Genomic DNA, 13,682 nt, shown 5'->3' on the forward strand with positions numbered 1-13,682 from the left:
GTGCTCGAATGAATTTAGAAGTGAACGCAATTTTCCAAATTGCCGGAATTGGCATTATTATCGCTATGATTCATACCGTATTAAAGCAAATGGGCAAAGAAGACATGGCGCACTGGGTAACGGTCATCGGCTTCGTCGTAGTCCTGTTCATGGTGGTGCGAATGCTGGATAACCTTCTGCAAGAGATCAAATCTATCTTTCTTTTTCAGTAGGTGGACACATGGAAATTATTCAGGTGGTGGGCTTCGCCCTCATTGCCACAGTCCTTATTTTAGTCATTAAGGAACAGAAGCCGATGTTTGCCTTTTTGATTGCAACAGCTGCGGGAATCGTCATTTTTTTGCTGCTGATTGGGAAGATCGGATCTGTGGTTGCTGTACTGGAGCGACTGGCCCGGTCTTCAGGCATGGATATGATCTATTTTAAAACCGTCTTGAAAATAATCGGTATCGCTTATATTGCTGAATTTGGAGCGCAAATCGTTCGGGATGCAGGACAAGACGGGATTGCTTCCAAAATTGAGCTTACCGGAAAGGTACTCATTATGGTGCTCGCAATCCCAATTATCAGCATTATTATTGATACCATTCTGAAGCTGATGCCCGCCTGAGGGGGTGATGCCATGAAAAGGCTGGGGGGCATGCCGAATCTCAAAGTAATTGCAATGTTGCTGCTATGTTTCTGGTGTGCCTCGGCTGCGTTCCTCTTTGCAGATACACCGACAAACGAATGGATCAGACAGCAGGCGGAGCAAATGCCCAAAGACGAAGTAGAACATTATTGGGACGGGCTCATGCAGCAATACGGCGGATTTTTCCCTGATCAGAAAACGCCTTCCTTCATGGACATGCTGCTTCCAGGCGGTGAAGGGTTCAGCATAAAGGGTGTATTGAGCGCTATAGCTGATTTTTTCATCCATGAAATCCGAGTAAATGCCAAGTTGCTCGTCACCATCGTCATGCTCAGCATTATGAGTATGGTGCTGGAAACGCTACAAAGCGCTTTTGAAAGCAAACAGGTCAGCAAAGTGGCCTACGCTATCGTATACATGGTCATTATCATTTTGGCGGTTAATAGCTTTAGTGTAGCGATTGGTTATGCCAAAGAAGCGATTGATAGCATGATTCACTTCATGATGGCAATGTTGCCTTTGCTGTTTACTATGCTAGCCTCGATGGGGAACGTCGTAACAGTTTCGGTGACCCACCCGCTGATTGTATTTATGATCAACACAGTCGGAACAGTCATTCATACGCTGGTTTTCCCGCTGCTGTTCTTCTCGGCTGTGCTGTACTTGGTCAACTCGCTGACGGGCAAATACAAGCTGACCCAGCTAGCCGATCTGTTGCGGAACGCTGGAGTAGCAGTGCTGGGAGTGCTGCTGACCATTTTTCTAGGAGTCATTTCGGTACAAGGCTTGACATCGTCCGTTACTGACGGATTAACGATCCGTACAGCCAAATATATTACAGGTAGCTTTGTTCCGGTGGTCGGCAAGGCGTTGGCAGATGCGACAGATACAGTTATTTCGGCTTCGCTGCTCGTTAAAAATGCCATTGGTCTGGTAGGAGTCATTATTATTTTGTTCCTGTGCGCCTTTCCCGCCCTCAAGATTCTGACGCTGGCGCTCATTTATAAAGTGACAGCAGCGATCATGCAGCCTTTGGGTGATACGCCTATCGTGGCATGTCTGGATGCGATCGGCAAGAGCATGATTTATGTTTTCGCGGCGCTGGCAGCAGTGGGATTGATGTCCTTCCTTGCAATTACAGTCATGCTCGCAGCAGGCAATATGACAGTCATGATGAGGTGAACCAATGCACGTAAACCAACAAGGGGGGAGGAGAGTGACGTGACCTGGCTGGCAGGCTGGCTCAAGGAACTGGTGCTAATCGTGTTGCTGGCTTCTTTTGTCGATATGATCTTACCGAGCCGATCTATGGAGAGGTATGTCAAACTCGTTCTCAGCCTGCTTATTCTGCTGACGTTGCTGTCTCCGGTCGTGCGCTTACTGAGTACCAGTCCTTCCGAGGTTCTAGGGCGAGCATTGGATCTTCAACGTCAGGCTGAGACAGGCAAGAGAGAACCGACATTGGAGGAGATTCTAGCAAAAGGCAGCCAGTTAAAGCAACAGCAAGAACAAAGCTCCATGCAATGGGCTGGCAAAGAGGTAGCTAAGGAAATGAAAGGACAGTTGGAACAGTATACTGGGTTAGCAATTCAGTCGGTCGAGGTTACCCTTGCAAAGATTCAACAGGAGGAATCAGGACTGGAGGCAGGAACGGGTGTCCAGTCGGTAGTGGTCCAATTGGCAGAACAGCAGCCAGAAAAAGAAAAGAAAAACACAGACGTCTCGCCTGGTGCAGATGTCAAACCGATTATGGTGGAGCCTGTAACTGAAAAGACAGTGAATATTCGTGTAGAGCCAACACATGCAAAAACTTCAGATTTTAATGAAGGAACGCGAGAGAATGATCGTAATCCTGACAAAACTGTTGAGGACGGAAAGCCAACAGATACGAAAGCATTTGGCTTAATTACAGGACTTTTACGTGAAAAATGGGGGATAGATAGCAAAAATGTTCAGGTGCTTTCTTCGCAGGATGGAACACATGAATGGTAACAGGAGGTGAGCAGAAATGAGCAAATGGCTGAAAAAGCTGGAGCAATGGCTGGGTGGAGGGGCGGATGGGGCGAAAAGGTTCAATTCATTTCGTTGGTTGCTTATTCTTGGCCTTATCGGTGTAGCGATTATGCTCTTTAATTCATTCGTTAATGTAAAAAAGGTTGATCCAGAAAACGTAGGGCGTGAGCCGCCTGGCGTGATGAAAAATGAGCCTACGTTAGAGACAACAACAGGTGAAGAAAGTTCCTTTGCCGGGATTGAGAAGGTTTTTGAGGACAATATGAAACAGATGCTGGAGCAGATTGTTGGCGTAGGAACCGTTGATGTCATGGTTACGGTAGACTCCACCGAAGAAGTTATCGTTCAACGCAATGTAAAGGACATGCAGGAAGAGAACAATGAGACGGACGCCAATGGTGGACAACGGCACACTACTCAATATACACGTGATGGCGAAATTGTAACCTATGAATCATCTGGTGGTCAGCACACCCCGATTGTGACAAAAAAAGTAAAACCGCAGGTGAGGGGAGTGCTTGTTGTGGCTATGGGGGCAGAAAACCCTACAGTGAAGCAGCTAATTGTCGATGCTGTACAGAAGGGGCTAAATGTACCTTCCTACAAAATTTCAGTCGTACCGCGCAAGCAGGGATAATTTGGAATTCAGGAACAAAGAAGTTTATATTTTAAACCATTAATGAATATGGAGGACGGAACATGAATAATAAAAGACAAACCGTTTGGCTGGTGTCCATGCTGAGTTTAATGGTCGTGCTGTCTGCGTATTATTTGTTTACGGAGGACTCAAGCCCTGCAAATCCACCAGTAGCCGATAGTGAACAAGTGAGCAAGGTTAAGCAGGATGCCGCACAGGAAGCAACGACGAAGGCAGAGGAACAATTGAACGAACTGAAGGTAAACGAAGTAGTGACGAATGGAGAAGTAACTGATGGAGCATCAGCAAATTCCACAAAGTCGGATACGGCTTCTACAACTGACCCAGCAACAGAAAACTCAAAAGGCGACAAAGGTACGGCAGCTACCCCTACTACTGAACCGGCGACATCCAATCAAAACACAACAGCGACTAAGACGGACGCGACAGCACAAAATGACGACAAAGCAGCCTCTACAGCCAAAACCGACCAGCAGGTACTGGATCAAGTGGCAACTGATCAAGCTGCCCAACCTACAGCAGCAGCTGTGATTGACAACTATTTGCTGGAACGGGACGTGGAAAATCAGAAGAAAAATGATGAACTGACTACCGCAATGAACGACAGCACACCAAAGAAAGCTGCGGAGGCTCAAAAGGAATTACATGTACTTGAAGATAAGCAGGCTAAAATTACTGGAATTGAAGAAGAGCTTCAGCAACAGTTCGCCAATGCGGTCGTCCGTGAGGAAGACGCTGATAAATACAAAGTAGTGGTTCTGAGTGAAAAATTGGATGCTAAGCAAGCGGTAACAATTGTCGACAAAGTCATGAAGGAACTGAATGTAACGCAGGATAAGATCAGTGTCCAATATGTTACACAATAAGACAAAAAACGCGAAAAAGCCCGGATTTCTGCATTATTCCGGGCTCTTTCTATTTTTAATGATTGTGATATAATACATAAAGCTGTTTCAACAATGTTATCAGCAACCGGCAAAATGCTGAAGGAGTGATTAATAGAGATGTTTAAATTAAGCGAGATTAAGGAATTGATCAAGCTGGTGGATGAAACGTCTGTGCATGAGCTTGAAATTGAAAATGAAGGAACTCGCTTGTTGATCCGGAAACCGGGCAAAAGCGAAATCGTTACAGTACAGGCTCCTGTGGCAACACCTGCTTATGCAGTGGCACCACAAGCTGTTATTCCAAATCCACAAGTACAGTCCGATGTTGGATCTACAACTGCTGGAGAACCGAGGGAATATGCAAGCAATCTACATAAAATCGTATCTCCGATGGTAGGCACTTTCTATAGTTCTTCATCACCGGATACGGCTCCGTATGTGAGTATCGGCAGCAAAGTGGGCGAAAAAACAACGGTATGTATCATTGAAGCGATGAAGCTGATGAACGAGCTGGAAGCTGAAGTGAAGGGCGAAATTGTGGAAATTTTGGCCGAAAACGGACAGTTGGTCGAGTATGGCCAGCCATTGTTCCTTGTGAAACCGGAGTAAAAAGCTTGTTTGCACCCTCTTTTGAGGGTTCGGCAAGACTGCTCCCAGGGAGGATAAAGTCATGACATTTCAAAAAGTATTGATTGCGAATCGTGGAGAAATTGCGGTTCGTATCATTCGCGCTTGCCGCGAAATGAATATTTCGACAGTTGCTGTATATTCGGAAGCTGACAAGGATTCGTTACATGTGCGTCTCGCAGATGAGGCTTACTGTATCGGACCGACGCTATCTAAGGACAGCTACCTTAATTTTACGAATCTGATGAGCGTTGCTACATTGACTGAATGTGATGCCATTCATCCAGGTTACGGATTTTTGGCGGAAAACGCAGACTTCGCTGAAATTTGCGAATCGTGTAATATTACGTTTATTGGTCCTTCTCCTGAAGCCATTAACAAAATGGGAGATAAGGCCGTAGCTAAGCAGACCATGAAGGATGCCGGAGTTCCAGTTATTCCGGGTTCAGACGGGCTGGTTGAGGATTTGCAGGATGCGATCGGCATCGCACGTGATATCGGATATCCGGTAATTATCAAGGCCACAGCAGGAGGCGGAGGTAAAGGTATTCGTATCGCCGAAGATGAGGATAACCTCATTCAGCAAATCACTACCGCTCAGCAGGAGGCGCAAAAAGCATTTGGCAATGCGGGTGTGTACCTAGAAAAATATTTGACCGGTATGAAACATGTGGAAATACAGATCATAGCGGACAAGCATGGTAATGTTGCCCATTTGGGCGAACGGGACTGCTCTGTGCAGCGTCGTCGTCAGAAGTTGTTGGAGGAAGCACCATGTCCTGTACTTTCGCAGGATGTCCGTGAAGAAATGGGTCAGGCAGCTGTTCGTGCAGCTTTGGCCGTTCAATACTCTGGTGCAGGTACTCTCGAATTTTTGCTCGGCCCGGACAACAATTTCTATTTCATGGAAATGAATACACGTATTCAGGTAGAACATCCCGTAACAGAAATGATTACTGGTGTAGACCTGATTAAGGAAATGATTTCTGTCGCTGAAGGGCATCCGCTTTCCTTTACGCAGGAAGAAGTCACCATCAATGGTTGGGCGATAGAGTGCCGTATTAACGCTGAGGATCCGGATCGTAATTTTATGCCTGCACCGGGTAAAATCGGATTTTATCTGCCTCCAGGCGGTCCTGGGGTACGGGTAGACAGTGCAGTATATCCAGGTTATAGCATTCCTCCTTATTATGACTCTATGATCGCCAAGCTGATTGTGTGGGCACCTACACGGCAGGATGCAATTGCCAAAATGAAGCGGGCTTTGACTGAGTTTGCTATTGAGGGCATACCCACAACGATTTCTTTTCATCAGCGCTTGCTAGAGCATCCGACCTTTATTAAAGGCGATTTTGATATTAAATTTTTGGAGGAAAACGAAGTTTAATCGGTATATTTCCTCCGTTTGTCATAATGAACGCCAAATGATATAGTATGGATAATAAGTGAGCATGTCTGCTTTGAAATCTAAAGCTGGAATGAAACTTATTTTGACCGAAAGGTGTTGAAGGTATGAGCACAGTGCCAACCGAATTCGAACGTACAGAAATTGGGGAGATTCAAATTGCCCCAGAAGTTATTGAAGTCATTGCCGGACTGGCTACCGTTGAGGTACCGGGCGTGGCGGGAATGAGTGGCGGATTTGCTGGTGGGTTTGCCGAACTGCTAGGCCGCAAAAATTTATCTAAAGGTGTAAAAGTGGAAGTCGGACAGCGTGAAGCTGCTGTAGACGTCTCCGTCATTATTGAGTACGGTAACCGTCTGCCTGAGGTGGCTGCTGCTATTCAGCATAATGTTAAGCGTTCGATTGAGAACATGACAGGTCTTAACGTTGTTGAAGTGAACGTGCAAATTCATGATGTTCAATTCAAAAATGCCGATAAAGTAGAAGAGCCGGAAGTGCTGGGCGCCGGACGGGTTAAATAGAGCGATACTTTGTACAAACCCCCGACCCTTATGGGTCGAGGGTTTACTCTAATTTAAGGAGGCTGTGCGTTTCGTGGCTAAAGTTATGGACAGACTTCTGCTGTTCTTGTACAGCTTAAGTATCGGAATTATTTCCATTCTCGCCATCCTCCTCCTGAGCGGGGCCATTCCGTATGTTTTAAGTATTGAGGATGAGCGAGTAGTGTGGTTTACCAGCCTGATTATTGCAGGGGTTCTGTTGTTATTGAGTCTTCGTTTTTTTTATATCTCTATTCGACGGAACCAAACCGTACAGCATTCTATTGATCAACGAACGGAATACGGTGACATTCAGATTTCAGTGGATACCATTGAAAATCTGTGCCTCAAAGCAGCTTCCCGATTTCGCGGGATGCAGGATTTGAAAGCACGCGTTCGTGTGTTGGATTCGGGACTTGATATTACGATTCGGGCGGTTGTAGACGGGGAAAGCTCCATTCCGGTGTTAACCTCCGAGGTACAAAAGGGGGTACACGATCATGTGGAAGAAATTACAGGAATTCCTGTGTCCAATGTATCGGTGTACATCGCTAATGTTTCTCAGTCACCCAGCTTTAAGAGTCGTGTGGAATAGAGGTGATTTTCCCTGATGCCCTGGAAAGAAATATGGGGAAGTTACAAGGGCCGGATCATGGGGATCACGGCTGGTATTTTTTTCGGTTTTATTTATTTGTGGGCAGGCTTTTGGAATATGTTGTTCTTTGCATTGATGGTGTTCATCGGATATACGCTAGGAAGACGTAGCGATTCAGCGCTCGGTTCATTCCTCCCTTGGAAGGAATGGGGCGATTGGTTGTCGCAACGTTGGCGTCCTTTTAAATGAACCCTGTGATACGTGTTCTCCAAAAATAGAGCTGTAGCTTCTTTGCGCCCAACGTTTTGGAGGATGCGTTCACAGGTTTTTTTGTGGAAATTGGTTAGAATGAAAAATAGATATAGGCAAGCGTAGGAGGCAGGGCATGAAAAGACGTCTGGCGAGGGAATTAGCGGTACAGAGTATGTACCATATGGAAATGAATGAAGTGGATGCGGCAGCAGCCGTGGACATGTTGCTTCAGGAAGCCGCTGAGGAAAACGAAGCGGAAGTTGTCGTTAAAAATGCAGCAGTGTTAAGAGCGTATGTCTTGGAGCATGTGCGGGGTACGTGGGAGCACAAGGAAGCCATTGATGGGCTGCTGGTGGATTATCTTAAAGGCTGGCAGATCAGCAGGCTTTCACGTGTAGATCGTCAAATTTTAAGGCTTGCGGCATATGAGATGATTTTCCGTGAGGATGTTCCAGCCAAGGTAGCTGTTAATGAAGCGATTGAGTTGTCGAAGCACTTTGGTACCGAGGAATCCGGTAAATTTGTTAATGGCGTACTGGGGCGAGTGATACAAGAACTGGAGCAATTGAAAGCACGTTTTTAAGTAGAGACTACTGAATCAGGTTGGAGAGTGGTAAAACATGTCAGCACCGATCATTGATGGTAAACAAATCTCTCAGGATATTCGCGCAAGCATTCAGCAAGAGGTCATTCGTTTGAAAGAGCACAGCTTTCAACCCGGACTGGCTGTTGTATTGGTAGGCGAAGATCCCGCTTCGCAAGTGTATGTTAAAAACAAGGAAAAGGCATGCCATGATCTCGGCTATTACTCCGAGGTTCACCGGTTGGCAGCAGATACTTCGCAGGAAGCATTACTGGAACTGGTAAACAAGCTGAACCATCAAAGTACCATCCATGGAATTTTGGTGCAACTGCCGTTGCCAAAGCATATTCATGAAAAAGCTGTCATTGACGCGATTGCAGTGGAGAAGGATGTGGATGGATTCCATCCGGTGAACGTAGGGAATTTGGTCATCGGTGACGATAGTCTATTGCCTTGTACTCCTGCTGGAGTCATTGAGTTAATTAAGCGTGCTGGAGTGGAGATAGCCGGTAAACATGCGGTAGTTATTGGTCGCAGTAATATCGTGGGCAAGCCAGTGTCTTTATTGTTGCAGCGTGAAAATGCTACGGTTACGATGTGCCACTCCCGTACAGCGAATATTGCGGACCTAAGTCGACAAGCAGATATCTTAGTCGTTGCGATCGGCAAAGCCAACTTTATTGATGCTTCGTTCGTGAAGCCCGGAGCGGTAGTGATAGATGTAGGGATGAACCGTCTGGAAAACGGAAAGCTGGCGGGGGACGTTGATTTTGAGAGCGTGAAGCAAGTGTCTGGTCCGATTACGCCTGTTCCCGGCGGAGTAGGGCCGATGACAATTACGATGCTGATGCAAAATACGCTCGTAGCGGCCAAGCGGTCGCACGGTTTGGCATAAGGACAGCTGCCTGTGGCTGAACAACGTATTTACTCTATAAAGGACCTGAATCGTTATATCCGGATGAAATTGGAGTCGGATCAGGTGCTGTCTGATGTATGGATACGCGGGGAAATTTCTAATTTTACGCATCATTCAAGTGGTCACATGTACTTTACGCTCAAGGATGAGGGGAGCCGCATACGTTCGATTATGTTTGCAACCCATAATCAGCGGCTCCCTTTCGTACCGAAAGAAGGTACGCGTGTTATTGCCCGGGGAAACGTATCCGTGTACGAACGAGATGGACAATATCAGTTTTATGCGACTCAAATGCAGCCTGATGGTATAGGAAGCCTTTATTTAGCTTACGAGCAGCTCAAGCAAAAGCTGGATGCAGAGGGACTGTTTGATACTGCTCGTAAGCGTAGCCTCCCTGCCCATCCAGTAACCATTGGCGTGATTACGTCACCGACTGGAGCGGCTGTGCGTGATATTATTACGACACTTCAACGGCGATACCCGCAGGCTGGAATTGTGTTGTATCCTGTGCTTGTACAAGGAAAAGGTGCCGCCCCCTCGATCGTCAAGGCAATTGAAACTATGAATCGTATGCAAGAGGTTCAGGTGATGATTGTCGGACGGGGAGGTGGCTCGTTGGAAGAACTGTGGGCGTTTAATGAGGAAGCGGTTGCGCGCGCCATTTACGCATCGGTCATTCCGGTTATTTCGGCAGTTGGACACGAAACGGATTTTACCATTGCCGATTTTGTGGCTGACTTACGTGCGGCAACGCCAACCGCAGCAGCCGAGTTGGCCGTGCCTAATCAGGCAGAGCTACGGGATCAGCTGCTCCAGCGGGAGCAACGGTTGCGTAACGCCCTCCGGCAGCGGCTGGAAACCAGCCGTGTACGCTTGGCGAGGCTTCAGCGTTCACCAGTCCTGCTGCACCCACGCCGCTATATGCTACAGCATGCAGAGCGAATGGACATGCTGCATCAGCGTCTAATCCGCGCAGCGCGTAACCGTTCTCGTTTGAACGCAGAAAAGAACGCACGTATGCGTCAGGTACTAGAACGGTTTAATCCGCGTGAACAAATTCGTTCAGCACGCAAGCAGACGGATATGGCGCAACGTCAGCTGGAGTCTGCGATGCGTGCTATTACGAAAACGGGACGGCAGCAGTTGCACACGGGAATTCGTCAACTGGATGCGCTGAGCCCACTCAAAGTCATGGCCCGAGGCTATAGCTTGGTATACGATGAGCAGGAAAAACGGCTGATTAAGTCGCTCAAAGACGTACAGCCGGGAGATTCCATCAAGATTAAAGTGAGTGATGGGCAGTTGGACTGCCAAGTATGGGGAATGAAGGAGGACGCGAAGCACGGTGGCGAATGAAACGGAATTGAATTTTGAAGCGGCTATGGCTGCTCTTGAAGAAATTGTCGGACAACTGGAGCATGGAGACGTTCCTCTGGAGCAAGCCATTGATTTGTTCCAGCGGGGGATGAAGTTGTCTCAACTTTGCAGTCAGAAGCTGGAGCAGGTTGAACGTAAAATTGAAATGATCGTGGAAGAGGATGGAGATTTGCGCAAGAAGCCTTTTGGTGGGGGACTGGATGAAAACGGCGGTGAAGGACTTGAATAGACCGTCGTTCAAGGAATATTTGACCGGGACGACGGATGCGGTTTCGTCCGCACTGACCGAGCAATTCCCGGCCGATTGGGACATTCCCGATGTTCTTCGAGAATCCATGAATTATTCACTCACCGCAGGCGGAAAACGGCTGCGGCCTCTGCTTGTGATCGCTGCTGCTGAAGCATTCGGTGGAAGCAGGGAAGCTGCGCTGCCAGTGGCATGTGCGGTAGAAATGGTACATACGTACTCCCTCATTCATGACGACTTGCCAGCCATGGATGATGATGACTATCGGCGAGGTAAGCTGACGAATCATAAGGTATACGGCGAGGCGGTTGCCGTCCTTGCGGGTGATGCTTTGTTGACCCATGCCTTTTACAGTATTGTGCAAGCAGGACGGCGTCACGGTGTTTCGTCTGATTCGCTATTGTCCATAGTTGAGGATTTGTCCGAAATGAGTGGCGCGCGGGGCATGGTAGGCGGACAGGTCGCCGATATGTCAGGCGAGCAAGGAATGACGGGGATCGAGGAACTGGAATATATCCATCTTCATAAAACGGCTGATTTGATTATTTTCTCGCTCTTGGCAGGTGGACGGATTGGTGGGGCGGACAAGGGTCAATTAGAGGCGCTTCGACGCTTTGGACGAGATTTGGGGCTGGCTTTTCAGATACAGGACGATATACTGGACCTCATAGGCGATGAGAGTAAAATGGGTAAGAAAACGCAAAGTGATGTTGAACAAGAGAAGGTCACCTATCCGTATTTCATTGGTATGGACGCATCTTTGCAGCAGGTAGAGGAACTCACCGCATCTGCTAAAAGAGTGATAATAGAGAGTGGTATCCCCGATTCTTCTCGTTTGCTGGAGATAGCCGATTACCTGATGAAGCGTGATCATTAGTTGCGTTAGAGCTGTTTTGACTTGTCTGCGTTTAAGCACAGTCAAAAAGTGTGATATAATACTTGTTAACTTTACTCACAAACTTGAAGGAAAGCGGGGAGATATGCGTGCTGCTTCCACACATAAAGCAACCAGGCGATCTGAAATCACTGTCGGTTGAGGAGTTGGCTTCTCTAGCCGAGGAAATCAGGAGCTTTTTGATTGAGAAGCTGTCCGTGACTGGGGGGCATCTGGCATCGAATCTGGGAGTGGTTGAGCTCACGATCGCCCTGCATTATTGCTATAACAGTCCGAAGGACAAGATGATTTATGACGTTGGGCACCAAGCCTACGTACACAAAATATTGACAGGGCGAATGGACCGTTTTGATACACTTCGTCAGCGTGATGGACTTTGTGGTTTTGTAAAAAGAAGTGAGAGCGAGCATGATGTTTGGGAAGCCGGTCATAGCAGCACTTCTCTGTCGGCCGCAATGGGAATGGCTTTGGCTCGAGATTTGAAGGGCGAGGACAATAAAGTCATTGCAATGATCGGAGACGGCGCGCTGACTGGGGGGATGGCCTTCGAAGCGTTGAATCATATCGGACATGAGCGCAAAAATTTAATGGTAATTCTGAATGACAACGAAATGTCCATAGCACCTAATGTAGGGGCCATGCATAATTATTTGAGTAAAATCCGCTCGGACCGCCATTATTTGCGGGCAAAAGATGAGCTGGAAGTTTTGCTGAAAAAAATACCCGCGATCGGCGGTAAACTTGCCAAATCGGCTGGCCGTGTCAAGGACAGTCTTAAATATATGATGGTGCCTGGTGTACTGTTTGAAGAGCTGGGACTTACGTATCTCGGTCCAGTGGACGGACATGATTTGCCGAAGCTAATCGAAACCTTCCAGCAGGCTGATAATGTCACTGGCCCTGTATTGGTGCATGTCGTAACCACCAAGGGCAAGGGCTATAAACCTGCGGAAGCAGATTCACACAAATGGCATGGAATCAGTCCCTACAAAATTGAATCGGGTCAGGTACTCAAAGCTGTAGGTAATCCGATGTATACGGAAATTTTCGGTCGAACGTTGATTGAGCTGGCTGAGCAGGATGAGCGCATCGTTGCGGTCACACCCGCTATGCCTGGCGGATCAGGTTTGGTACCGTTTAGTAAAGAGTTTCCTAGCCGTATGATTGACGTCGGCATTGCTGAACAGCATGCAGCTACCATGTGTGCTGCGTTGGCAATGGAAGGGATGAAGCCGGTGTTTGCGGTGTACTCCACTTTTATGCAGCGTGCTTATGACCAGATTGTGCATGATATCTGTCGTCATAATGCGAACGTAATGTTCGCGATTGACCGTGCAGGTTTTGTTGGGGCTGACGGGGAAACTCATCATGGCGTGTTTGATGTGGCATTCTTACGTCATATCCCCAATCTTGTGCTTATGATGCCAAAGGATGAGAACGAGCTACGTCATATGATGAAAACAGCGCTCGACTATGAAGATGGTCCAATTGCTTATCGTTACCCACGTGTTAATGTGGTTGGCGTGCCGTTGGATAAAGAATTACAGGCTATTCCCATCGGCAGTTGGGAGCTCCTGCGTAAGGGTGAGGGCTTTGCTGTAATTGCATCAGGACCGATGCTCCAGGTGGCGACAGAGGCTGCGGAGGCGATGAAACGGGAAGGTTTGCAAGTGGGCGTCGTGAATGCTCGTTTCCTGAAACCTTTGGACGAGGATATGTTGCGTGAGCTGGCTCGTCAGCATACGAAGCTGATCGTATTGGAAGAAGCTTCTGAAGCAGGAAGCTTGGGTAGCGCTGTACTGGAATTTTACGCTAAAGCCGAAATACAAGAGGCACAGGTGCGCCTAATGGGGATTCCCGATCTGTTCGTGGAGCATGGCTCCATCAAAGAGCAGCGTGCTGAAGTAGGTCTCACCATTGAAGATGTATGCTTAAAGTTGCGTAAATGGGCTGCTGAGCCAGCATATGGCATGGGACAATCTGTATAGGGTAACTTGAAGTGAAGACCATGACGTTTATAAAAAGTATGACAAGAGCAGCCTGGCTGCCTAAAGGGA

General features: G+C 47.6%; 17 protein-coding genes. All 17 read left to right on the top strand.

The genetic code is table 11. The features are described 5' to 3' along the window. Positions 1-8 precede the first annotated feature (8 nt). The 17 genes from spoIIIAC to dxs all read left to right on the top strand — a co-directional run bounded on the left by spoIIIAC (position 9) and on the right by dxs (position 13,613). On the top strand, positions 9-212 hold the full coding sequence (spoIIIAC, locus tag JOD82_RS00355) for a stage III sporulation protein AC (RefSeq protein WP_010345636.1): 204 nt from the start codon (positions 9-11) through the stop codon (positions 210-212). A gap of 8 nt (positions 213-220) precedes the next feature. Beyond that, a complete protein-coding gene (gene spoIIIAD, locus JOD82_RS00360; protein ID WP_013310826.1) occupies positions 221-610 on the top strand; it encodes a stage III sporulation protein AD in 390 nt (129 codons plus the stop codon). A 12-nt stretch (positions 611-622) separates the two neighbouring features. Continuing rightward, positions 623-1,813: a stage III sporulation protein AE gene (gene spoIIIAE, locus JOD82_RS00365; protein ID WP_209947330.1), complete on the top strand. Its 1,191-nt coding sequence runs from the start codon at positions 623-625 to the stop codon at positions 1,811-1,813. A 39-nt stretch (positions 1,814-1,852) separates the two neighbouring features. Beyond that, complete coding sequence (gene spoIIIAF / locus JOD82_RS00370) at positions 1,853-2,623, top strand: stage III sporulation protein AF (RefSeq protein ID WP_209947332.1); 771 nt, start codon at positions 1,853-1,855, stop codon at positions 2,621-2,623. A gap of 16 nt (positions 2,624-2,639) precedes the next feature. After that, entirely contained in the window at positions 2,640-3,281 is a 642-nt protein-coding gene (gene spoIIIAG / locus JOD82_RS00375; protein WP_029517255.1) for a stage III sporulation protein AG, read from the top strand. A gap of 62 nt (positions 3,282-3,343) precedes the next feature. Further along, positions 3,344-4,168, top strand: coding sequence for a SpoIIIAH-like family protein (locus JOD82_RS00380; RefSeq protein ID WP_029517256.1), 825 nt, complete (start codon positions 3,344-3,346; stop codon positions 4,166-4,168). A 138-nt stretch (positions 4,169-4,306) separates the two neighbouring features. Further along, the gene (gene accB / locus JOD82_RS00385) at positions 4,307-4,798 is read left to right on the top strand and encodes an acetyl-CoA carboxylase biotin carboxyl carrier protein (protein WP_029517257.1); all 492 of its coding nucleotides are present in this window, start codon (positions 4,307-4,309) and stop codon (positions 4,796-4,798) included. A 61-nt stretch (positions 4,799-4,859) separates the two neighbouring features. After that, positions 4,860-6,203, top strand: coding sequence for an acetyl-CoA carboxylase biotin carboxylase subunit (gene accC, locus JOD82_RS00390; RefSeq protein ID WP_029517258.1), 1,344 nt, complete (start codon positions 4,860-4,862; stop codon positions 6,201-6,203). Positions 6,204-6,328: 125 nt separating this feature from the next. After that, the gene (locus JOD82_RS00395) at positions 6,329-6,742 is read left to right on the top strand and encodes an Asp23/Gls24 family envelope stress response protein (protein ID WP_029517259.1); all 414 of its coding nucleotides are present in this window, start codon (positions 6,329-6,331) and stop codon (positions 6,740-6,742) included. Positions 6,743-6,815: 73 nt separating this feature from the next. Then, the gene (gene amaP, locus JOD82_RS00400; protein WP_029517260.1) at positions 6,816-7,355 is read left to right on the top strand and encodes an alkaline shock response membrane anchor protein AmaP; all 540 of its coding nucleotides are present in this window, start codon (positions 6,816-6,818) and stop codon (positions 7,353-7,355) included. Positions 7,356-7,370: 15 nt separating this feature from the next. Beyond that, positions 7,371-7,604 (top strand): DUF2273 domain-containing protein, encoded by a 234-nt coding sequence (locus JOD82_RS00405; protein WP_023989248.1) that lies wholly within the window; start codon positions 7,371-7,373, stop codon positions 7,602-7,604. 136 nt (positions 7,605-7,740) lie between these two features. Then, positions 7,741-8,190, top strand: a complete 450-nt coding sequence (nusB, locus tag JOD82_RS00410) for a transcription antitermination factor NusB (protein WP_013310817.1) — start codon at positions 7,741-7,743, stop codon at positions 8,188-8,190. Between the two features lie 37 nt (positions 8,191-8,227). Next, the gene (gene folD, locus JOD82_RS00415) at positions 8,228-9,085 is read left to right on the top strand and encodes a bifunctional methylenetetrahydrofolate dehydrogenase/methenyltetrahydrofolate cyclohydrolase FolD (protein WP_029517261.1); all 858 of its coding nucleotides are present in this window, start codon (positions 8,228-8,230) and stop codon (positions 9,083-9,085) included. Positions 9,086-9,097: 12 nt separating this feature from the next. After that, positions 9,098-10,462: an exodeoxyribonuclease VII large subunit gene (gene xseA, locus JOD82_RS00420; protein ID WP_081317622.1), complete on the top strand. Its 1,365-nt coding sequence runs from the start codon at positions 9,098-9,100 to the stop codon at positions 10,460-10,462. Beyond that, positions 10,452-10,712, top strand: coding sequence for an exodeoxyribonuclease VII small subunit (gene xseB, locus JOD82_RS00425; protein ID WP_013310814.1), 261 nt, complete (start codon positions 10,452-10,454; stop codon positions 10,710-10,712). Before xseA ends, xseB begins: the two co-directional genes overlap by 11 nt. Then, complete coding sequence (locus tag JOD82_RS00430; protein ID WP_069012726.1) at positions 10,684-11,607, top strand: polyprenyl synthetase family protein; 924 nt, start codon at positions 10,684-10,686, stop codon at positions 11,605-11,607. Before xseB ends, JOD82_RS00430 begins: the two co-directional genes overlap by 29 nt. A gap of 107 nt (positions 11,608-11,714) precedes the next feature. Then, positions 11,715-13,613 (top strand): 1-deoxy-D-xylulose-5-phosphate synthase, encoded by a 1,899-nt coding sequence (gene dxs, locus JOD82_RS00435; protein WP_029517266.1) that lies wholly within the window; start codon positions 11,715-11,717, stop codon positions 13,611-13,613. Positions 13,614-13,682: the final 69 nt, after the last annotated feature.

The organism is Paenibacillus sp. 1182, assembly GCF_017833915.1.
Taxonomy (GTDB): domain Bacteria; phylum Bacillota; class Bacilli; order Paenibacillales; family Paenibacillaceae; genus Paenibacillus; species Paenibacillus polymyxa_D.